Origin of the sequence: Paenibacillus taichungensis (assembly GCF_013359905.1) — a bacterium.
Taxonomy (GTDB): domain Bacteria; phylum Bacillota; class Bacilli; order Paenibacillales; family Paenibacillaceae; genus Paenibacillus; species Paenibacillus taichungensis.
Map to the genome: position 1 here is coordinate 342920 of NZ_JABMCC010000112.1, position 20367 is coordinate 363286.

Below are 20367 nucleotides of genomic sequence, written 5' to 3' on the forward strand. Positions count from 1 at the left end.
CGCAAAATCACCTGCGTCCTGCCAGCAGCTTGCGTTCTACATATACAACGAGTTGGTACATCGCTGTAGCTACAGCCGCAATGATCAACAGGCTCGATAAAACAAGGGTAAAGTTGAACACTTGAAATCCATAGATGATCAGATAGCCCAATCCCTGCTTGGCGACCAGAAATTCACCCACGATCACACCGACCCAGGCCATGCCCACGTTTACTTTTAAGGTAGAGACAATGGCAGGAAAGGATGCGGGTAATACCACTTTGCTGAAAATCTCGGAACGATCGCCACCAAACGTACGGATAACCTTAATATAGTTCTGATCTACTTCATTAAAACTGTTATACACGACGAGTGTAGTAATAATGACTGTAATGGATAACGTCGTCATGACAATAGCCGTAAATCCTGCACCAAACATGACAATAAAGATTGGACCCAGCGCTACTTTGGGCATGCTGTTGAACACAACCATATAGGGATCAAGCACTTTGGACAAAAAAGGAGACCACCAGATCAGAACCGCAAGCAGTGTTCCGACGAGTGTCCCCAGCAAAAAGCCGACTGCCGTTTCCCCAACGGTTACCCCAACATGCGCCCATAGTTCTCCACTGACGATGTCCTTCCAGATCTGATTGAAAATTTTGCTGGGATAACTGAACAAAAGCACATCAATCCAGCGCAGTCTTCCTGCCAGTTCCCACAGCAAAAACATAAACACCAGCATGGACAGCTGCACCGCCAGCACTTTATGTCGCCATCTGGCAACCTGCTGAATATGACTTTGGTGCAGCTGTCTCATCCAATCATCACGCATTTCCTGCTTCTGGTTCGTCTGATTCACCCGTTTTTCTCACCTCCTCCGGACTGATCCAGTTCACTCCATAACGCCTGAAACAGCTCATTGAACCCTGGCTGCTCCCTCGCGTGAAAAGGCTGTGAGTTCCGCAGATCTTCGGGAATGATAAACTCCTTCCGAATGCGACCCGGATTACGATCAAGCACAATGACGCGGTCACTGACGGCAATGGCTTCGGACAGATCATGGGTGACAAGCACCGAAGTTTTGCCGGATTTCTTCAATGTGTCTGAGACCAGATCCTCCAGCTGCAGCTTGGTTTGATAATCGAGTGCAGAAAAGGGTTCATCCAGCAACAGTATTCCCGGATCCGTAGCCAGTGTACGTACCAAAGCCACCCGTTGCCTCATCCCCCCGGATAGCTCTGAAGGATACTGGGCTTCAGTTCCAGCTAGACCCATACCTGCCAGCAGCTCACGTGTGCGCTCGCGACTCTCGTCATTGAGTCCACCTGTCAATTCAAGTCCGATCAAGACATTGTCCAAAATGGTACGCCATGGAAACAGATAATCCTGTTGCAACATATAGCCGATCTGGGCAGACGGACCTTCGATGCGTTTTCCTTTTACCTTGACCTCGCCTGCGGTTGGTGTGAGCAGCCCGGCGATGATCGACAGCAATGTCGTTTTACCACATCCGCTTGGGCCAACAAGACTAACGAATTCTCCCTGCTCAACCTGAAGATTCAAATTTTCAATAACCAGTGATGCTTCACGTTCGCTGACATAGACTTGCGAAATCCCTTCCAGTCTGATCACCGTTTCGGATTCAGGCATACATGCTCACGTCCTTTCCCGAATACCTGGTTACTTCGTTGTTGCTTGTTCTGCATAGGAATTATCGACAATCGTTGGAGAGTCCACACGTTGTTTCAGTTCTCCCGCTGCGCTCATAACGTCCAGCAAGTTATTCCATTCGTCCTCATCAATGATTGGATCGGTTGCATATGTGCCCTGTTCTTTGTAACGGTTCACACTGCTTACCAGAATGGCTGGATCGATATCTTTGAAATAAGGTTTGATGACTTCAGCGATCTCTTCAGCGGTATGGGAATCCACCCAAGCTTGTGCTTTGTGCAAGCCGTTAGTGAACTTCTGAACGATGTCCTTGTTGTCGTTGATGTAACTTTGTTTAGTCATGAAGACCGTATAAGGCAGATGGCCACTTTCCGTTCCAAACGAGGCTACAACCTTGCCGCGACCCTCTTTCTCAAAGATGGAAGCCTGAGGTTCAAACAGTTGCACATAATCCCCCGTACCTGAAGCAAATGCAGAAGCGATGTTGGCAAAATCCACATTTTGAATTAATTCCAAATCATTCTGCGGATCAATGCCATGTTTTTTCAGTGTGAATTCACCTGCCATTTGAGGCATGCCGCCTTTTCTTTGTCCAAGGAATGTACTCTGTTTCAATTGATCCCAATTGAAGTCGCCTTCGGGATCGCGGGCAAACAGAAACGTTCCGTCCGTCTGTGTAAGCTGGGCAAAGTTAATGACCGGATCTTCTGCGCCTTGTTGATAGACATAAATAGACGTCTCAGCTCCGACCAACGCGATGTCTACTGAGCCTGCAAGCAGTGCAGCCATCGTTTTGTCTCCACCAGCCGTCGTTTGAATGTCCACTTCAAGCCCCTGTTCCTCAAAAAAACCTTGGGCCACGGCCACATATTCAGGTGCGTAAAAAACAGAACGTGTGACCTCACCGATCGTAATTTTGGTTTCATCCTTATCTTTATTGCAGCTGGTGAGAGCCACGATGATAATGAGCAAAATGACGATGGCCCGGATGAACCAGGGCGTGTATTTCATGATATTTACCTCCTTCACTGGTTTCAGCTGTTCTCTCTATTATTGATATGCTGATGCCCAGCAAAAGGTTAAGAACTTGCATGCAAAAGAAGAGCCGGGCAATGATGCCCCGCTCTTCAAAAATTGGATAATGATGTTATAGCTGTTTACAGCTTGTAAATCTCGGCATATTTCGCTTCCAGATAATCAGCCAAATAGTCCGGATTCAGCTCTTCACCCGTTACGGCCACAATCAGTTCAGAAGGTGTACGGCTTTTGCCGTAACGATAAATTTTGTCAGTCAACCATTCCTTAATGGGGATCAGGTTACCTTCAGCAATATGGGCATCGAACTCCGGCATTTCTTTGCGCAGTGTATGTAGAATCTGTGCAGCATACATATTGCCGAGCGAGTATGATGCAAAGTAACCAAAGTCACCACCCGACCAATGAACGTCCTGAAGCACACCCACACCATCATTTGGTGGCACAACGCCAAGATATTCCTTGTATTTTGCATTCCAGGTCTCCGGCAGGTCCTTGACTTCCAGACCTTCGTTAAACAGCATTTTCTCAATTTCATAACGAATGATGATGTGCAGATTGTACGTCAGCTCATCAGCTTCAATCCGAATCAGAGAGCTTTCAACCCGGTTAATCGCCCGATAAAAGTCTTCCAGCTCAACCTCGTTTAATTGAGGGAAGTGCTGTTGCAAATCTTTATAATAACGCGTCCAGAATGGAAGACTGCGACCAATCATATTTTCCCAAAGACGCGACTGGGATTCGTGGATACCCATGGACGTTCCTTCCGCAAGAAGAGTACCAGCCAGGCTGTCGTCAATATTTTGCTCATACAGGGCGTGTCCGCCTTCGTGGAGTGAACTGAAGACTGCACTCGTCACATCATCCTGCAAATAATTCGTCGTGATCCGCACATCACCTGGATTCAGGCCCGTTGCGAACGGATGAACACTCTCATCAAGTCTTCCTGCTTCAAAGTCATAACCCATTTGTCCCAGAATAAACAGACTGAATTTCTCCTGTTGATCCTTGTCAAACAGCTGGTTCAGAAACTCCGTGTTCGGCTTGTTCGCCGAAGCATTGATCTTCTCTTGCAGCGGAACCAAACGGGCTTTGAGACGGGCAAATACCGCATCCACCTTTTCTACAGTCAGTTCCGGCTCATACATGTCCAGAAGGGTATCATAACGAGTATCTTTCACACCCCAGTAGTCAATGAACTCTTGTTTGAGCTTCACAATATCGGTGAGGTAGGGAGAAAAACCCGCAAAATCACTGTTATGCTTAGCATCTTCCCAAGCCGTCTCTGATTTGGCGGTAAGTACGGTATACGCTTGTACTTTTTCTGGTGGTACGGACTGACTGCGATTATATTCTTTCTGGCAATCTTCCACCTGACGACGGTCGATATCTTCCAGCTGTTCCAGTACGGCTGGATTTGTTAATGTATCCAGGTAGGATTTCATCTCGGCTGAGGTTTGCAGTTTGAATGCTTCGGTTGACAGCATTCCCAGTGTTTCCGAACGTGTCGGGATACCTTTTTTGGGCGCACCTGTGCGCAAATCCCAGTGAAGCAAACCAATGGCTTCATGATAACTCTTGATTTTGCGAGCGAGATTACGGAAGGATTCTAGCTGTTGCTGCGTGTGTTGTTCCATTGTTAACGTTCACCTCTTCAAAAAAATGTTGGTTTCCCTATTGATGATACTTTTTGCAATGCGTATAATCAACTTTTAACAGATGCAAATTGCATTATTCCTCCAATCCGAGGAATAATGCAATTTGCTGACCGTGGTATAATAAAAAACCAAAGGGCGTAGGACAAGCTGCATTTGATGCAAGTGGCCGTGCTCATCGTATTGGATAACAGGAGGCAATAGACATGAACAACATTCAAGAGATTCTGGCTTACAACAAATCATTTGTCGAGACTAAAGAATACGAAAAGTATACGGCAGGCAAGTTTCCAACCAAAAAGATGGTCATCATCACTTGTATGGACACTCGTCTGGTGGAAATGCTGCCCAAGGCCATGAACCTGAAGAACGGCGATGTGAAAATCATCAAAAACGCTGGCGCAATCATTTCTCAACCTTTCGGGTCTGTTATGCGTAGTGTTCTCGTCGCCATCTATGAGCTTGGTGCCGACGAAGTACTGGTTGTTGGACACACGGAATGCGGTATGGCTTCCCTACACGCAGAGACCATGATTGGACATATGGTTGAACGGGGTGTATCTGAGGAAGTCATGAGCACACTGGAGAACTCCGGCATACGTTTACAAAAGTGGCTACGCGGGTTTGACAGCGTTGAAGAAGGGGTAAAACATACTGTGGAAGTGATCAAGAAACATCCATTGCTTCCACCTACTGTACCCGTTCATGGCATGGTCATCGACTCCTACACAGGTGAACTTGATCTTGTCGCAGATGGGTATGGGCAATAGACATCTCTCTAAATGGTTTTGGGTGCGGACCTCAGGGTCCGCACTCTTTTTTTGTCTAAATTGAGGCAGTTGTTCTGTCAGGTTGTCAAACCATACAGTTTCAGTGTACACTTTTATGAAAGCGGTCAAAGAAAGCAATTTACATTGTTTTTGCTGGCCCAGCCCTAATATTAAGGAGACATGTGCATGAACATACTTTCCTACGGATTGCTCGGGCTTCTTACCCGCGAGGAGTCATCAGGTTATGATCTAATGCTGAAGATCCAGCCCCATTGGCAGGCTAAACACAGTCAGATCTATCCGCTCCTCTCCAAAATGGAAAACGATGAGCTTTTAGCCTCCCGCTGGGTGCAACAGTCTGACAAACCGGACAAAAAAATGTATGCAGTCACGGAAAAAGGTATTGAAAAACTGCTGGGATGGATGATCACTCCCGTTACCGCTCCGGTTACGCGTGACGAGTTCAATCTGCGTATTTTATGTGTCGGCATTGCGGAAGATGGAAGCATGAGACGCATTCTGAATGAGCGCAAAAACTGGTTTTTGGAACGCATCCGTTATTTCGAGGATTTGAAATCCCGTATACCTCAGGATAATTTGCGAGTAGGCAGTCGGGAATTCGGAAGTTACATTCTGGTACAAAAAGGGTTAATGAACGCGCAAACAGGCATCGAATGGTGTAACTGGGTAACCCAACTACTCGATGGTCAAGCGGCAATTCAGGACCCTTGTCCAAGTATTTCAGAAAATTAAACAAAATTTGAAACGTTCCTGTAAGTTGACCGTATTACTTGAGTAAGGCCCATTTTTGGGCGAATCAAACAAATTAATCGGGGGGTTACGATCTTTACAATGAAGAAAAAATTCGGAATTAAACATCTCATGATGGTTTTCATGGCCTTTACATTGTTGTTTGCAACAGTCGGAGTCGCGAATCCGGATTCTGCTGATGCTAGACGTGGTGGCGGTTTCAAATCGGGAACAAAAAGCTATACCAACACACCTAAGAAATCCGATTCCAACAGTAATGTGAGCAAATCTAATACGAATAACAACTCCAATGGAGCAGCTACAACGAACCGTGGCGGATTCTTCGGCGGTGGCGGTGGATTTATGAAAGGTATGATGCTGGGCGGTCTTGCTGGTATGATGTTCGGCGGATTGTTCGGTGGCATGGGCGCTCTGGGTAACATTCTTGGATTGCTCGTAAACGTAGCTGCAATCATGCTAATCGTGATGCTCGCGATGGCCCTGTTCAGAGCCATTACAAATCGCCGTAAACCAGCAGCAGATGGTCGTTATGACCGCCGTAATGATCGTGATGATGATGACCGTAACAGAAACGGACGGTACTAATCTCTATGGTTCTAAGCATGGATGAAATTGTAAACGCGATCTGTATTCACATGGCTGAACGCAAGGGTGTTCGCCCAACCGATGTCAATGTGGAACTGAGCTGGGAAGAAGATACCGGATATTCCGCAGAAGTCTGGATTCAAGGCCGCAGTCAGTATCTGGTCGAATCCAACATGATTGAAGCGATCCTGCGCTACCTGCACAGTGAATACGACATTCGGGCTTACCGTGAGAATGTAAGACTGGATCTGGATGAAGAGATCACAGCGATTGTGAATCAATAAATTGAATAACTAATAAGCCATTTGCGGATGGAATATAAAAAGGACCGTCTCCATGATGTCATTGACATGATTGGAGACGGTCCTTTTTTTGTGTTCCTTGGGAAGATGAAACCTTTGTATCTACCTTCCCAAGATTCATACTGTAATCCTATGGCTACTTCAATTTCACCAGACTGTAGTTTTTCTTGCCTTTGCGGATAATGATGAATTTACCGCCGATTGCGTGCTCTGCAGAGACCGTGAACTCAAGCTCCGTCACTTTCTCACCATTCATGGAGATAGCCCCTTTGGTGACATCCTCACGCGCCTGACGTTTAGATGGCTCCAGGCCAAGATCCACGAGCCAGTCTACAATATTTTTTGCTTCACCATCGGTTTCGAAGGTCGGCATTTCTTTAAAGCCCTGCTCGATTTCGTCGGCTGTGAGGGAACGAATGTCTCCGCTGAAGAGTGCTGCGGTAATGCGTTTCGCCTGCTCCAACATATCGTCGCCGTGAACAAATTTCGTCATTTCTTCAGCGAGTGCCTTTTGTGCTTCACGCTTGTGCGGCTCCGTTTCTACCTTTTCAGCCAAAGCTTCAATCTCCTCTTTGCTGAGGAACGTGAAGTATTTCAGGTATTTGATGACATCACGGTCATCCGTGTTCGCCCAGAACTGGTAGAATTCGAATGGAGTCGTTTTATTCGCATCCAGCCAGATGGACCCTCCTGCGGATTTACCGAATTTCGTTCCGTCAGATTTAAGCATAAGTGGGATTGTCAGACCGTAAGCTTTTGCTTCTGGCCCTTCTTTTTTACGGATCAGATCCAGACCACTTGTAATATTGCCCCATTGATCAGAACCGCCGATTTGCAGCTGTACATCCTCATGTTGGAACAGGTGCAGATAATCGAGCGATTGGAGAATCTGGTACGAAAACTCGGTAAATGAAATTCCGTCTTCCAGTCTGCTCGCAACTACATCTTTAGCCAGCATTGTGTTGAGGTTAAAGTTTTTACCGTAGTCACGCAAAAATTCAATCACATTGATTTTGTGTGTCCAGTCGTAGTTGTTGACCATACGCACCTGATTGTCACCATCCGTTACGAAAAGCTTTTTCATTTGTGCAGTCAGAGCGTCCACATTGGCCTGTACCTCTTCCAACGTTTGCAGGGAGCGTTCCGATTGACGACCACTTGGATCACCAATGGTTCCTGTTGCCCCACCAATTAGAATCACTGGACGGTGCCCAGCAAGTTGGAAACGTTTCAGCATCATGAACGGGATCAAATGTCCGATATGCATGCTGTCTCCTGTAGGGTCAACCCCGCAGTACAATGAAACCGACGTGGTCTCGGTCAGCTCACGCAGACCCTCCGCATCTGTCTGTTGATTAATGGCGTCGCGCCATTCCAGTTCATCAATAATATTCAAAACAAACAACCCCTTCTCTATGCATTGGTATTAGGCCATGATCTACGTTAATTCACAAGGAGCTAAGCCGGGCGAGGCTTTTTTGGACACAAAAAAATCGCCGCCTTGTCTTCAATAGACATAAGGGACGATTATCATAACCGTGGTACCACCCAACTTGCACAGACAACAACTCACACGCTGTCCATACCGCTTTCAGCAAAATATCGTTTGCCATTCCGCTTGGCATTACCCAAGTACTCCAGAGTGTAATTCGCAGCCCTTGTATGTATCAGGTTCCATCAACCCCTGACTTTCTGTAACAGGGACAAAGCCGCTACTGCGCTCTATCAACGTAATTCATGTATTCAATTTATAGCCAGTATAGCCGAACGTTAATATCATTGCAAGGCCAAGTATTTAATCTTTATATAGAGCAACAGATGAGTGCCTACGCCAAAGTTTATAAAGACATCATGTTCAACTTCCCGTGATAATATGCATATGCCTTTTCTGCAATCTGATCTTCATTGTTCCAAAATTGCTGATCCAGCGTATCCAACTGGTGTTCCTCCTCTGATGTTAGAAACTTAGGAATATCCCACAGTTCAGCAATTCTTTCATCCTCTCCCAAATGCTTAATGCAGCCATATGCTGACTTTATGATGTCCATTACTTGAGTCGCACCAATCGTATGTAATGCCCGCAACGCATAAAGGTACGCCTCTTCGCCCCAGTTGCAGAAAAATTGAACAAAACCACCGTTAAAGACGTCCACCTCTAGCAGCCATAAAGCAGCAATTTCCTGTTCATTCGTTGTTAACGCAGCCCAGCCCTGAGCGGATTCATTCTTTTTCCCCACAAAGGTTAACGCATATTCATACCACACATCATTAATATCCTGTTCACTCATGTCAATCACCTCTCTTTTCTTGGTTCCAGCCTCTCCAGATCTTGCCGTTTACCCGTCTGATGCCAATACAAGTAAGGATCTCCAAGCTGTTGGAAAGCCTTCTCAACACTTTGGGTCAATTCTTGCATCACTGCGTTTGTGTAATTCAAATGTGTCTGTTTATTATCCACACCATATCGTTTCAGCAATTCCACATGCGCTGCCGTAAAAATGATATCCGCCAGCAGCCAGTAGATCACTTCTTCCGTCTGTTCCATTCTTTTTTCCAACATGACCATGCCACGCTCGTATATACGAACTATATATGCATCATTTTCACTCTCTACATATGGAACACCTTCCCCTTTAAAGCTCTCAAACAAGCGGTTAACATAGTTCTCTATCTGCTGCCTGCGGAAGGATGTCCGCTCAAGCAACTGAAAAAGAGTTCTTGCAATCTCTGGTTTGCTTAGTATGTTGGACATAAAATCTCCTTTTGACATGATAATGAAAAGGCTGCCAATGGCAGCCTCTTCATAACAAGTTTTCAATCAGGTCCCACAGAAAGTCCGGTAGGAGGTATCGCACTGCGTAGGCAGTTCCGCGTACTCAGCCTGTTCGGTAGAATGTTCAAACGGGTTGGAAAGAACAGCTAGAAGTTTCTCCATAACACTAAGATCTCCGTGATTCTCTGCTCGGTCCAGTGCTTCTTCCACCCGATGATTACGAGGAATCACCGCCGGGTTGTTAGACTTCATCAATTGCTGCGATTCTTCTTTCCCTTCTTGCTGTCTGCCTAATCTTGCCTGGCGACGCTCATTCCATTCTACAAACTCTGAAGTGTCGAACAAGGGAGCTCCGTTGAGCGTATCAAAGGTTAGTGCGAGAAACGTATTCGTGTAATCTGCACTATGCTTCTCCATCAATTCAAGAAGATCTCTGATTAACACTTCATCCTCAGCCTCTTCATTAAACAAGCCCAGTTTGCTCCGCATTCCCGAGAGCCAGTGGTGATGATACAATTCGGAGAATTGTGCAATGGCATCCTGAGCAATTTGTACAGCCTGTTCTTCATCCTCATGCAGCAGTGGCAGAAGCGTTTCGGCAAACCGAGCCAGATTCCAGCCGCCAATATACGGTTGATTTCCATATGCATACCGACCTTGCGTATCAATGGAGCTAAATACCGTCGCTGGATTGTAGGCATCCATAAACGCACACGGCCCATAATCGATGGTTTCACCACTGATGGCCATATTATCTGTATTCATTACGCCATGAATAAAACCAACCTGTTGCCACTTAGCGATAAGTGAAGCCTGTCGACGAATGACTTCCTGAAGTAACTGGAGATAGCGATTATCGGCTTCGGCAATATCGGGAAAATGGCGTTTCAGTGTATAGTCAGCCAATGCTCTGAGCTCATCAATCGATCCCCATCTGGCTGCGTATTGGAAGGTTGCTACACGTAAATGACTTGAAGCCACCCGAGTCAGGATTGCACCAGGTCGCTCTGTTTCGCGTGTAATGTTTTCTCCAGTAGATACAACCGCCAGACTTCGCGTTGTTGGAATACCCAGTGCATACATCGCTTCACTAATAATATATTCACGCAGCATTGGCCCAACAGCAGCACGTCCATCGCCTCCGCGAGAATATGGGGTTCTTCCCGAACCCTTCAGCTGGATATCCACTCGCTCGCCTTGTGGCGTGATCTGTTCTCCCAGCAGCAAAGCCCGTCCATCACCAAGCATGTTAAAATTGCCGAACTGATGACCTGCATAGGCCTGAGCCAGAGGCTCGGCACCTTCCGGAATCAGGTTACCTGCAAACACCTCAGCTCCTTCATCACTGTTGAGAGCCTCAACATTCAGCCCCAGGCTGGCTGCAAGCAATGTATTGAAGATGATCAATTTCGGTGTTTGAACAGGTACCGCACCCTGATTTGTAAAAAAGGTCTGTGGCAAGCGTCCATAACTATTGTCAAAGTGCCAGCCTTTTTTCAACGTTTCTTGTTGCATGGTGATCACAACTCCTTTTCTGTAACCAAGCGATATCAGGATATCTCTTCGTTTTATTTTAGCCTTGTGAACCAATGCTCATTTATGTAGTCGCATGGAAATTCAACGGGAAGAACATGTAGCATGTTCATGATGAAACTTTAGCATATTTATATCCCTTTTGCATTCATCCTGCTGTAACTTTCATACCCGAGGCACCGTTTAAGTTTCAAGGGGGGATCAGATTGAGAAAATATATCTATGTGATTGGCTGTATGACACTTTTGTTCATGTGCCTTACCGGGTGTTCAGCGGACAACATACAATCAAAGGGAAATCAGGTTATCGTTCAACAACCGGTTGAGAACTCCAATCAATACACTCTGTATAGAAAAATTACCGATCCAGCACAGGTGCATGACATTAGGAGCATCACCCGCTCCATTCGATCGAACCACATTATAGCGGATATGGTACGGCCTCCGGATTATAAATTCTTTTTTGAGAAAAAGAATACAACTTCCTCAGATAAAAGTGACATCTATAATCTCTGGATCAGTCCCCATCAGGATCAGGTTGAAATCATCATTGAAAGCAAGCCTACCTATGTTCAATTAACTAAGGAGAAATCTGCCAAGCTTTTCGAACTAATCACAGGTGAAAAGCTTCCGGGGTATGTTGAATAAAACCAGCCACTCGTACTCCACAGTTCAACCCAATATAAAAACCCAAGAGGTTTATTCGTAAGGGGGAGTCATTCCGATCATTCCACCTCAATGATTACCATCTTGGGTCTGTTCAATTTATTCAGATCGCATGCAAGTTAACAAGACAATCTTACGTATGTGCTTCTTGAGCCTGTACAGGCTGTACGGGCAGACTCTCCTTTTTAAATCCGAGGTTAAAGAAGATATTGAGCAGAATGGCGCATAGACTGCCTGTGATAATACCATCACCAACAATAATGCGGATACTTTGAGGCAGCTGGGCAAACAGATCAGGCACAGCCGTAACACCAAGACCGAGTGAGACCGAACAAGCAACGATTAACAGATTGGATTGCTTGCTGAAATCCACATGTTGCAGCATTTTAATCCCAGATGAGACCACCATGCCGAACAGAACCACTGTTGCCCCGCCGAGTACCGCGCTGGGAATAATCGTTGCGAATGCCGCAACTTTGGGGATGAGTCCCAGAAAAACCAGAATACCTCCGGCTGCAACAACCACATTGGTCGTTTTCACTTTGGAGAGCTGAACCAAACCGACATTCTGGGCAAATGTGTTGTACGGAAAAGCATTGAAGATTCCACCAAGCACAAACGCTAGACCTTCTGCGCGATATCCTCGTGCCAGATCCTTTTCGTTGATCGGTTGATCACAGATTCTACTCAAAGCCATAAATACACCTGTTGATTCAATGATAACTACCGTACCTACAATGATCATTGTAATAATGGGGCCGATTTCGAAGGTTGGCCATCCAAAGTAGAAGGGCTGGGGCAAATGAAACCAGGATGCCTCCTGAACAGAGCTGAAATTTACTTTTCCCATGAAGGCAGCGACGAGAGTACCCACAATAATACCGAGGAGAACTGCGAGGGATTTGACAAAGCCGCGAGCATATCGATTCAGCACCAGAATGAAGAGCAATACCCCGAATGAGAGAGCCAGATTGTCTAAGCTTCCGAAATTTTCGCTGTTTGCTCCGCCTGCCATGTTTTTGATACCTGTTGGAATCAACGCCAGACCAATAATGGTTACGACTGTTCCAATCACTACGGGAGGAAACAGTTTGACGATTTTACTAAAGAAGACAGCACATATAACGATGAATATTCCTGCTGCAATGATGGAACCGTAAATGGCTGGAATTCCATATTGTGATCCAATCGCAATCATCGGAGTCACAGCAACAAATGAGCTTCCAAGAACTGCTGGCAAGCCTATCCCCAAATACTTCCCTTTACGTGCTTGAAGCCATGTCGCGACACCACAGGTTAACAGGTCAATCGATACCAGGTACGCCAATTGTTCTGCAGTCAGGTTTAACGCCCTTCCCACAAGCAGCGGAACCAAAATGGCCCCGGCATACATCGCCAATACGTGCTGAATTCCCAGTGAAAAAATCCTCATTCTCTTGGTTTCTCTCATCCCTACCTGCCCCCTGTAATTTAGAATCACTTTACCGCTGCAAAAATCATGTTATGTTGATTCACATTATATAAACAATTGCTTCAAGTTCCATGATTCATGTTACGGAATTGTTACAAAACATAAATAGATTCAGTCTTTTTATGCGCATTATACAAAATTAACACATAACCCGATCTATTACATGTCAGTTAATCTAACAACAAAGGTTGAATAACGTTGCACTCTTCATACTTCTTCGCTAAGGATAATTACACGTCACGATTTAGTAGTAAAGATTTCCTTTAGATCAATCTCTTGATCTCTGTTATGATGATTAACGGCAAATTTGAGAAATTCGGGAGGAACTTCCTAGATGAGACAAAATTTTAAAGGTATCACCCTATTTTACTTAACCATGCTTTTAGTGTTACTAGCCTGTCCTTGGAATAAGGCTGCTGCTGCCGATTCCTACAAATCGTTGGACTTATACTATCCAACAGACATTGACGATCACTGGGCATACGATACCCTTGACAACTTCGTTAATGCTGATTTACTAAACGGGTATCCCCTAAGTACGGGCGAAGTGGCTCTCAAGCCCAATCATCCCATTACCCGTGCAGAATTTGTTTCTATTCTTGTACAGGCGGCAGGGCTACATAGCACTGCTCAAGGGAAAGCCTTTTATGATGTGAACGCAGGCAAATGGTATGCCGATGCGGTCCGGATCGCTAGTTCACTTGGCGTAGTTGGAGGCATATCCAGTACTGAATTTGGTCCAGATCTCCCTATCACCCGCGGAGATATTGCCGTTATGGTTGTACGGACTTTCTCCAGCTCCATCCAATTTGAAGGCTCTGCCAAACCCTTTAAGGATGTCCCCAACTATTACGCAGCCTCGGCCATTGCAAAAGCAAGCCAAACAGGGATCGTTTCGGGTATGACGACCACCACGTTTCAACCGTTTGCAAAAGCCACTCGCGCCCAATCGGTTGTCATGCTAGAGCGGGCTTTACGTTTGGAACAAACCCAGCTCCCTGATACAACTGAACTGATTACTCTGGCTTCCAACGCAACCGAACAGGAGATTACGGCGATGTCTGAACACAGCTACGATCAAGTTTCTGATATCTATGCTACATATTACACCGGTTATCAGCTCTCCTTTAATCTCACTTCACTTGATGATCTGACATCCGCTCTGGATGAGCAAACCCAGCTGGATATTGAATGGATCTCCAAACCTGTTTTCTCCATTGTGGAGCGCTCCAATCAATATGCCGTATTGGAAGCGAATGGCGGCAAAATTAAAACGAGCATCAATGCAGGTAAGGACCTAAACGAAGAAACCATTTCATTAGACGGGTTGTATAGGCTCAAGAAAATGGGTGATAACACCTGGAAAATCTACGCGGTTTTACCTTATGAGGGATAACATCAGAAACACTGATAAATAACAAAAAGCACTGAACCCGGTTCAGTGCTTTTTGTTATTTCAATAAACCATTAAACAGCTATTTCAGGCAACCAGTGATTCCAAGCCCCTCATCTTGAGGGGATCGGATAATCGACAACAATCACATTGTCCACCCACTCATTCAGGGAGGTTACAAATGCCTGATGAGCAGGATGTGGACCATAAGCACGCAGCGCTTCCTGATCTTCAAATGTCACTCTCAGGCCAAGTGTGAAGCCCTGAATATGATCGGTCTCCTCGGTTACATTAATGCCTGCGGTGAGATCCACAATTCCAGGAATCTGTTCCTGTAACGCGAGTAATTGAGCTACCAATTCCTGCTGTTTGACCGTAGTAATTTTATCGTTCAATTTGAATACAACCAAGTGTTCATACATTACCTGCTCCTCCTCATTCCTGTAACCAGTTATTTAGCTTTTTAATACTCTGCGCTGAACATGATGCAGCAACTTTTGAAGCCAGAGCACATCACTCTGTATCGAGTGGTAGGCATGATCTCTCATCAAGAACAATGCATCTTTCAAATCCTCCTGAAGATCAATCTCCTGAGGTGTATGAGAATCAATGTATTCCAGCCTCTTATTCATTTTCTCAATAATATCCTCAATCAAGTAAGCAATCTTCTGATTATCCACCTTATCCAAATGGACCAACGCAGCGTATAAGGACTGTACGTTCGTAAACTTCTGGAACACCTTATATATGCTCTCTTCCAGGGAATGACGTCCTTTTTCGGTAATTCCATATGTCGTTTTGTCCGGTCGATTTTCAGTCTGGATTGTTTCTACCTTCTCGATAAGACCCTTCTTCAGCAACACTTCAAAATTATAATAAATGGTGCCCTCGGTAATCTTGGCATCCGTTTGATCCAGATGTTTACCAATTCGCTTCTTAATATCATAGGGATAATAATTCCCTTCACTTAGTGCACCGAGTATAAATATTTGAATCGACATTGTGACTGCCCCCATTCTGCTCTTCCAAGGGTACAGCTTCTTCCTGATCGCCTACCCTCATAACTTCTATTTTATATCATAACGGGCTGTTGTACAGGTTCTTGTACGGTATCGATTTGCTTGGCTTTTTTGAAATGATGAATGGCCGTATTGATAACAAAGGCTCCCAAGCCCACCAATGCCAGTCCAACCGCATATTCTACCGTCTTCCCTCCGCCGAAGAGAATATTATAATCCAGATGCGTTGAATAGAACATCGGTGTGATGTGACTCACGAATTTGAAATATCCTGGCATCATCTCCGGTGACATAGACGTCCCGTTTGCAATAGATTGGCTGAGTACAAATATCATATTGATCAGCATTCCGCCTTGACCGAGAAGCATGATAAAGATGCTGGTGAACTCAATTGACACAAACAGCTGTAAACTGTGTACCATCCACATTTTCAAGAATACTTCCACGCCATACCCCTGCACCATAAAATAAATGCCGATCCCTACGAGTGGAGCAAGGATGGAAACAAGCAGGTTCGTACCTCGCATTGCAAAGAATGCTCTCCATTTCCCCATCTGTCCTTGCAGTTGCTTCATTCCGCCAATGCTTTGCATCGCATAGATCATGGCTCCAACATAGAGCGCCATGGTGATGAACATCGGTGCCATCTGATTCTGCATGCCTGCTGGCTGCGGGTTGCTCAGAACAATGTCAGATGACACTTTGCCCATAGTGGATTCCACAATCTGTTTCGATTGCTCTGCAGGAACCTGCATACTGCTCAGCACACCCTCGAAGCTCTGTGCCTGAACCTGTGCACCCATCTGCGCGGTGATTTCAGCTGCAACATTTTTCATGGAGCTCGTGATTGTTGTTGGGTTCGATTCATTAATCAGGTACTGTAACTGAGCTTTACCATCCTGTTCAGACAGTTTCTCCGTAAAATCACCTGGTATACGTATGATCATATGAATATCCCGGTCTTCCAGCCCCGTCTTCGCCTGTTCTAATGATTCGTTGGTAACTACCTTAAATGGCAATTGTTCTTGCAACTTTTGCACAAATTCGGTACCGGACTGCTGGTCCTCGTTGACAATGGCAACCGTAAGATTCGTTACATTTTTGGGGATTGCGCTATACCCCGACATAAAAACGGTCAACATTACAATTTGATAAAAAACGATCATGAATATGCCTGCCTTGACTCCGCCGTGCTTCAGTATGTTCTTCACTCTCTATTCCACCTTGTTTTCTCATTTTAAACTACTTGAATTAAAGTACTCTTATTTGTTATATTTGTCAATGAGACCAACCAAGGAGGCGAAAAGAATGACGAAGAGCTCTATTATTTCTCTGTCAGAAATTACGAATTTCCAATCGAAAGAAGAAGAATTCAGTCCCTACCGTTGGTATCGCAGCATGTTGAATCAGGAACCCGTCATCTACAATGAAGAGACCGATTCCTGGCATGTATTCAGGTATGATCTTGTCAAAACCGTGCTTAATGATCACGAGCATTTCTCCAGTGTGAGAAAAAGATCAATTGTTAATGTGGGATATTCAAGCGAAGAAAAAGGTGCGGACAGTGAGCATCATATGCCGGACAAGCTGGATATTCACAATGTAGATCCGCCGGAACATCGCAAGCGGAGATCATTGCTGGCAAGTGCATTTACACCCAGAAGTCTCAAGCTCTGGGAACCGAGAATAGAGGCAGTGGCCGAAGAGCTGATCAGAGAATTTGAAGGTCAATCGGAAGTGGACATTGTTGAAGCTTTTACGAGCATGTTTCCTGTCATTATCATGTCTGACCTGCTCGGCATCCCTTCCAAAGATCGTCATTTGTTCAAAGATTGGGTGGACACCATGTTTATGCCTACTACCGATGCCACTTTTGATCAAATTAACGAAATGAAAAAGATTGCCGGGGAGGAATACTTCAAGTACTTGTATCCCTTCGTTGTGTCCAAAAGATCCAATCTGGGAGAAGATATCATATCAGACCTGATCCAGGTTGAGCTCGATGGCGAGCACTTTACAGATGAAGAGATTGTGCGAACCACCATGTTTATTCTGGGCGCCGGCATAGAAACTACAAGCAACCTGCTGGCCAACTCGTTCTATGCCCTGCTATATGACCAACCGGAATTGTATGCCGAACTCAGGGATAACCTTGAGCTTGTCCCAGCCGCGGTAGAGGAAATGCTGAGATACAGGTTTCACATCAGCAAAATGGACCGTATGGTCAAAGAAGATAACGATCTGCTCGGAGTTAAACTGAAAAAGGGAGACGCTATCGTAGCGTGGATGAGTGCAGCCAATATGGATGAGAATATGTTCGAAGATCCGTTCACCTTGAATGTTCATCGTTCAAACAATAATAAACAGCTTGCGTTTGGTTTTGGTACTCACTTCTGTCTGGGGGCTCCTCTGGCCCGTCTAGAGGCCAAAATTGTACTGACCGCATTTCTAAAAACGTTCACCAGCATTGAACCCTTGCAAGGATTCAATCTGGAGGAAAACCTGATCCCTTCTGCGGCTGGACAATCTTTAACAAGTCTTCCGATGAAATTGTATAAGTAAATACATCTGACGTAAATTCATTTATAAATTGATAATCTTCACTATAAGTTCTATGGATACACTCAAAACAAAAAGAGCAGATCCCTTCTGCTCTTTTTCTCTACTCTTTTCTTTATAAATAACCTTTATCATTCCATTCTACCGTTCGTTAATTCAACAAACCTGTCCCACTCATCATAAACGGCACCACTCGCTCAGCCAACTCAGCCGGGGATTCCTGCCTCTCCTCCAAATTCCAACGATACGTCACCCCATAGATAGACCAGCTCAGCATCGTTGCCAAATACGCCAATGTTTTGGGTGGCTCCGCACCATCTGTTTGACTCATGGCAATCTCCAGAACAAGCTTCTCTAACTGAGCCTTAATGTTTTCCTCAAAGATTGGCGCTACGGACTCATATTTCTTGATACATTGGTTGCTTGAATCATGATAATTACATAACGAGATCACCAGTTGCTTCAGGGTCTCTTCTGTCAAATGTGCCCCTACATTAATCTGTTTGAGCACATACTCTTGGAAAGCATAGGACAAAACGGATTCAAGCAGTTCATATTTGTCTGCAAAATGGGCATAAAATGTGGCCCGGTTAATCGTCGCCTTTTGCGTAATATCCTGAACTGTAATAGCTGAGAAATCCTTTTTATTCAAATGATAAAAAAACGCATCCTGAATTAATTGACGGGTTCGGATCACCCGTGGATCATTGGGATTTGGAGAAAACTCACCTGACATATACAAAGTACCCCTTTTAATCGATCTTGTAATCATACTTCTCAATGCTTCTATTATAGATAGCTAATGTTAGGTCAACAAGTAATCCAGGGTTAAACCGACATTATTATGGTGGCTTCGCTTAAGCAACACATTGGTTAAATCGTCGGTTGATGCAGCCTTTCTCCATTGATAATATTGCACTCGTACCCCGCTTGGAGGTGCACTATTATGGAGGTGTTTGACTTGAGTAATCGTCAGCAGCAACAAGTTCAATTGACGGAAAATCTGTTTCAACCTTATACAATTCATCATTTAACATTGCAGTCTCGTATCGTTATGCCCGCTATGGGTCGGGCTTTCTCACCAGATGGTGTACCGGGCTCCGATGTAGCAGCTTATTATCGCAGACGTGCGGAAAATGGCGTCGGACTTATTATTACCGAAGGTGTAACTATTGACCATCCGGCGGCAACCAGCGAACCACGCGTGCCCCGTTTTCATGGCGAAGAAGCATTAAACGGCTGGGCAGAAGTCGTCAGACAAGTCCATGAAGCCGGGGGCAAGATTTTTCCTCAGCTTTGGCATATGGGTATGGCTCGTCCAGCGGGATCACAGCCTTATCCGGAAGCTCCGTCCATTGGGCCGTCAGGTATTGATCTCGAGGGAAATCTGACGGGTGAACCGATGACAGACGAAGAAATCACCAACATCATTCAAGCTTTTGTGGACGCAGCAGTTCATGCCAAACGGCTTGGGTTTGACGGCATCGAACTTCAAGGAGCACATGGTTACCTGATTGACCAATTCTTCTGGGACAGAACAAATAAACGGACAGACCGCTATGGCGGCGATCTTATCAAGCGTACGGAATTCGCTACCGAACTTATTCAAGCGATTCGTGCTGCCGTGGGTCCTGATTACCCGATTGCCATTCGTTTGTCGCAGTGGAAAATGAGTGATTATTACGTCAAACCGCTGGACTCACCGGATAAGCTGGAGCTATTCCTGAATGTGCTGGTAGAGGCCGGCGTCGATATATTCCACTGCTCAACACGACGTTTCTGGGAGCCGGAATATGATGGTTCGGAACTTGGATTTGCCGGCTGGGTGAAAAAACTGACAGGCAAACCAACGATAGCCGTGGGCTCTGTCGGTCTGGATGATGAATTTACCAGTCTCTATACGGAAGGTAAAGGTGCAGGACACAAGGATTTGGATGATCTTCTTCATCGGTTGGAACAGGAGGAATTTGATCTAGTTGCCGTTGGACGCGCACTTCTCGCGGATCCGGCATGGGCTGTGAAGATCCGTGATGGCCGCGTGAATGAAATTCAGGCCTTTTCGCCAGAAGCGCTTGTTACGTTGCTATAAGATTAATTTAGGACCGAATTCATATGGTTATCCGTTAAATGAGCTATAATTGAACCAAAATACTCGTCATCCATTTAGTTAGGGACAGCGGGTA

At 45.3% G+C, this 20367-nt stretch carries 21 protein-coding genes and 1 other annotated feature; of the genes, 8 read left to right on the forward strand and 13 right to left on the reverse strand.

Going from position 1 to position 20367, the window contains the following annotated elements; all coding sequences use genetic code 11:
• Nucleotides 1–7: 7 nt before the first annotated feature.
• The 4 genes from HP548_RS17605 to HP548_RS17620 form a co-directional block, all read right to left on the reverse strand.
• Entirely contained in the window at nt 8–799 is a 792-nt protein-coding gene (locus HP548_RS17605) for an ABC transporter permease (RefSeq protein WP_371121628.1), read from the reverse strand.
• Nucleotides 800–837: 38 nt separating this feature from the next.
• Entirely contained in the window at nt 838–1632 is a 795-nt protein-coding gene (locus HP548_RS17610) for an ABC transporter ATP-binding protein (RefSeq protein ID WP_175382385.1), read from the reverse strand.
• A gap of 30 nt (nt 1633–1662) precedes the next feature.
• Nucleotides 1663–2664, reverse strand: a complete 1002-nt coding sequence (locus tag HP548_RS17615; RefSeq protein WP_076289077.1) for an ABC transporter substrate-binding protein — start codon at nt 2662–2664, stop codon at nt 1663–1665.
• 146 nt (nt 2665–2810) lie between these two features.
• Nucleotides 2811–4325: a carboxypeptidase M32 gene (locus HP548_RS17620; protein ID WP_175382386.1), complete on the reverse strand. Its 1515-nt coding sequence runs from the start codon at nt 4323–4325 to the stop codon at nt 2811–2813.
• 224 nt (nt 4326–4549) lie between these two features.
• Here HP548_RS17620 and HP548_RS17625 point away from each other — a divergent pair, with 224 nt between their 5' ends.
• The 4 genes from HP548_RS17625 (at nt 4550) to HP548_RS17640 (ending at nt 6753) form a co-directional block, all read left to right on the forward strand.
• Complete coding sequence (locus tag HP548_RS17625) at nt 4550–5113, forward strand: beta-class carbonic anhydrase (protein ID WP_063563089.1); 564 nt, start codon at nt 4550–4552, stop codon at nt 5111–5113.
• Nucleotides 5114–5299: 186 nt separating this feature from the next.
• Nucleotides 5300–5866: a PadR family transcriptional regulator gene (locus HP548_RS17630; protein WP_076289075.1), complete on the forward strand. Its 567-nt coding sequence runs from the start codon at nt 5300–5302 to the stop codon at nt 5864–5866.
• A 99-nt stretch (nt 5867–5965) separates the two neighbouring features.
• A complete protein-coding gene (locus HP548_RS17635; RefSeq protein WP_076289074.1) occupies nt 5966–6469 on the forward strand; it encodes a hypothetical protein in 504 nt (167 codons plus the stop codon).
• Between the two features lie 5 nt (nt 6470–6474).
• Nucleotides 6475–6753 (forward strand): YxcD family protein, encoded by a 279-nt coding sequence (locus HP548_RS17640; RefSeq protein ID WP_024630486.1) that lies wholly within the window; start codon nt 6475–6477, stop codon nt 6751–6753.
• A 154-nt stretch (nt 6754–6907) separates the two neighbouring features.
• Here HP548_RS17640 and tyrS read toward each other — a convergent pair whose 3' ends face one another.
• From tyrS to HP548_RS17660, 4 genes are all read right to left on the reverse strand, one after another.
• Entirely contained in the window at nt 6908–8167 is a 1260-nt protein-coding gene (gene tyrS, locus HP548_RS17645) for a tyrosine--tRNA ligase (RefSeq protein WP_063563092.1), read from the reverse strand.
• Between the two features lie 120 nt (nt 8168–8287).
• Nucleotides 8288–8509, reverse strand: a binding site (T-box leader).
• Between the two features lie 100 nt (nt 8510–8609).
• Nucleotides 8610–9059, reverse strand: coding sequence for a DMP19 family protein (locus HP548_RS17650; RefSeq protein WP_175382387.1), 450 nt, complete (start codon nt 9057–9059; stop codon nt 8610–8612).
• 5 nt (nt 9060–9064) lie between these two features.
• Entirely contained in the window at nt 9065–9541 is a 477-nt protein-coding gene (locus HP548_RS17655) for an Imm63 family immunity protein (protein ID WP_217504744.1), read from the reverse strand.
• A gap of 48 nt (nt 9542–9589) precedes the next feature.
• Complete coding sequence (locus HP548_RS17660) at nt 9590–11059, reverse strand: protein adenylyltransferase SelO (RefSeq protein WP_175382389.1); 1470 nt, start codon at nt 11057–11059, stop codon at nt 9590–9592.
• Nucleotides 11060–11283: 224 nt separating this feature from the next.
• Here HP548_RS17660 and HP548_RS17665 point away from each other — a divergent pair, with 224 nt between their 5' ends.
• The gene (locus HP548_RS17665) at nt 11284–11724 is read left to right on the forward strand and encodes a hypothetical protein (protein ID WP_175382390.1); all 441 of its coding nucleotides are present in this window, start codon (nt 11284–11286) and stop codon (nt 11722–11724) included.
• Between the two features lie 151 nt (nt 11725–11875).
• Here the strand turns inward: HP548_RS17665 and HP548_RS17670 are convergent, their stop codons facing one another.
• Nucleotides 11876–13192 carry a nucleobase:cation symporter-2 family protein gene (locus tag HP548_RS17670; RefSeq protein ID WP_175382391.1) on the reverse strand — a complete coding sequence of 439 codons (1317 nt, stop codon included), beginning with the start codon at nt 13190–13192 and terminating at the stop codon, nt 11876–11878.
• Nucleotides 13193–13547: 355 nt separating this feature from the next.
• On the opposite strand from HP548_RS17670, the gene HP548_RS17675 reads away from it, so the two are divergent.
• Nucleotides 13548–14609 (forward strand): S-layer homology domain-containing protein, encoded by a 1062-nt coding sequence (locus HP548_RS17675; protein ID WP_175382392.1) that lies wholly within the window; start codon nt 13548–13550, stop codon nt 14607–14609.
• A gap of 110 nt (nt 14610–14719) precedes the next feature.
• Here HP548_RS17675 and HP548_RS17680 read toward each other — a convergent pair whose 3' ends face one another.
• The 3 genes from HP548_RS17680 to HP548_RS17690 all read right to left on the reverse strand — a co-directional run bounded on the left by HP548_RS17680 (nt 14720) and on the right by HP548_RS17690 (nt 16836).
• Nucleotides 14720–15028 (reverse strand): Dabb family protein, encoded by a 309-nt coding sequence (locus HP548_RS17680; protein ID WP_175382393.1) that lies wholly within the window; start codon nt 15026–15028, stop codon nt 14720–14722.
• Nucleotides 15029–15061: 33 nt separating this feature from the next.
• The gene (locus tag HP548_RS17685; RefSeq protein ID WP_175382394.1) at nt 15062–15607 is read right to left on the reverse strand and encodes a PadR family transcriptional regulator; all 546 of its coding nucleotides are present in this window, start codon (nt 15605–15607) and stop codon (nt 15062–15064) included.
• A gap of 71 nt (nt 15608–15678) precedes the next feature.
• Complete coding sequence (locus HP548_RS17690; RefSeq protein ID WP_175382395.1) at nt 15679–16836, reverse strand: ABC transporter permease; 1158 nt, start codon at nt 16834–16836, stop codon at nt 15679–15681.
• A 97-nt stretch (nt 16837–16933) separates the two neighbouring features.
• Here HP548_RS17690 and HP548_RS17695 point away from each other — a divergent pair, with 97 nt between their 5' ends.
• The gene (locus HP548_RS17695; protein WP_175382396.1) at nt 16934–18187 is read left to right on the forward strand and encodes a cytochrome P450; all 1254 of its coding nucleotides are present in this window, start codon (nt 16934–16936) and stop codon (nt 18185–18187) included.
• A gap of 148 nt (nt 18188–18335) precedes the next feature.
• Here the strand turns inward: HP548_RS17695 and HP548_RS17700 are convergent, their stop codons facing one another.
• Nucleotides 18336–18920 carry a TetR/AcrR family transcriptional regulator gene (locus tag HP548_RS17700; RefSeq protein ID WP_175382397.1) on the reverse strand — a complete coding sequence of 195 codons (585 nt, stop codon included), beginning with the start codon at nt 18918–18920 and terminating at the stop codon, nt 18336–18338.
• Nucleotides 18921–19145: 225 nt separating this feature from the next.
• On the opposite strand from HP548_RS17700, the gene HP548_RS17705 reads away from it, so the two are divergent.
• On the forward strand, nt 19146–20273 hold the full coding sequence (locus tag HP548_RS17705; protein WP_175382398.1) for an NADH:flavin oxidoreductase: 1128 nt from the start codon (nt 19146–19148) through the stop codon (nt 20271–20273).
• Nucleotides 20274–20367 lie beyond the last annotated feature (94 nt).

Coding starts and splice junctions, on each gene's coding strand:
- HP548_RS17610 (WP_175382385.1), bottom strand. CDS start 1,632: ATGCCTGAATCCGAAACGGTGATCAGACTGGAAGGGATTTCGCAAGTC.
- HP548_RS17695 (WP_175382396.1), top strand. CDS start 16,934: ATGACGAAGAGCTCTATTATTTCTCTGTCAGAAATTACGAATTTCCAA.
- HP548_RS17675 (WP_175382392.1), top strand. CDS start 13,548: ATGAGACAAAATTTTAAAGGTATCACCCTATTTTACTTAACCATGCTT.
- HP548_RS17680 (WP_175382393.1), bottom strand. CDS start 15,028: ATGTATGAACACTTGGTTGTATTCAAATTGAACGATAAAATTACTACG.
- HP548_RS17655 (WP_217504744.1), bottom strand. CDS start 9,541: ATGTCAAAAGGAGATTTTATGTCCAACATACTAAGCAAACCAGAGATT.
- HP548_RS17615 (WP_076289077.1), bottom strand. CDS start 2,664: ATGAAATACACGCCCTGGTTCATCCGGGCCATCGTCATTTTGCTCATT.
- HP548_RS17650 (WP_175382387.1), bottom strand. CDS start 9,059: ATGAGTGAACAGGATATTAATGATGTGTGGTATGAATATGCGTTAACC.
- HP548_RS17630 (WP_076289075.1), top strand. CDS start 5,300: ATGAACATACTTTCCTACGGATTGCTCGGGCTTCTTACCCGCGAGGAG.
- HP548_RS17620 (WP_175382386.1), bottom strand. CDS start 4,325: ATGGAACAACACACGCAGCAACAGCTAGAATCCTTCCGTAATCTCGCT.
- HP548_RS17640 (WP_024630486.1), top strand. CDS start 6,475: ATGGTTCTAAGCATGGATGAAATTGTAAACGCGATCTGTATTCACATG.
- HP548_RS17605 (WP_371121628.1), bottom strand. CDS start 799: ATGAGACAGCTGCACCAAAGTCATATTCAGCAGGTTGCCAGATGGCGA.
- HP548_RS17625 (WP_063563089.1), top strand. CDS start 4,550: ATGAACAACATTCAAGAGATTCTGGCTTACAACAAATCATTTGTCGAG.
- HP548_RS17670 (WP_175382391.1), bottom strand. CDS start 13,192: ATGAGAGAAACCAAGAGAATGAGGATTTTTTCACTGGGAATTCAGCAC.
- HP548_RS17700 (WP_175382397.1), bottom strand. CDS start 18,920: ATGTCAGGTGAGTTTTCTCCAAATCCCAATGATCCACGGGTGATCCGA.
- HP548_RS17635 (WP_076289074.1), top strand. CDS start 5,966: ATGAAGAAAAAATTCGGAATTAAACATCTCATGATGGTTTTCATGGCC.
- HP548_RS17660 (WP_175382389.1), bottom strand. CDS start 11,059: ATGCAACAAGAAACGTTGAAAAAAGGCTGGCACTTTGACAATAGTTAT.
- HP548_RS17685 (WP_175382394.1), bottom strand. CDS start 15,607: ATGTCGATTCAAATATTTATACTCGGTGCACTAAGTGAAGGGAATTAT.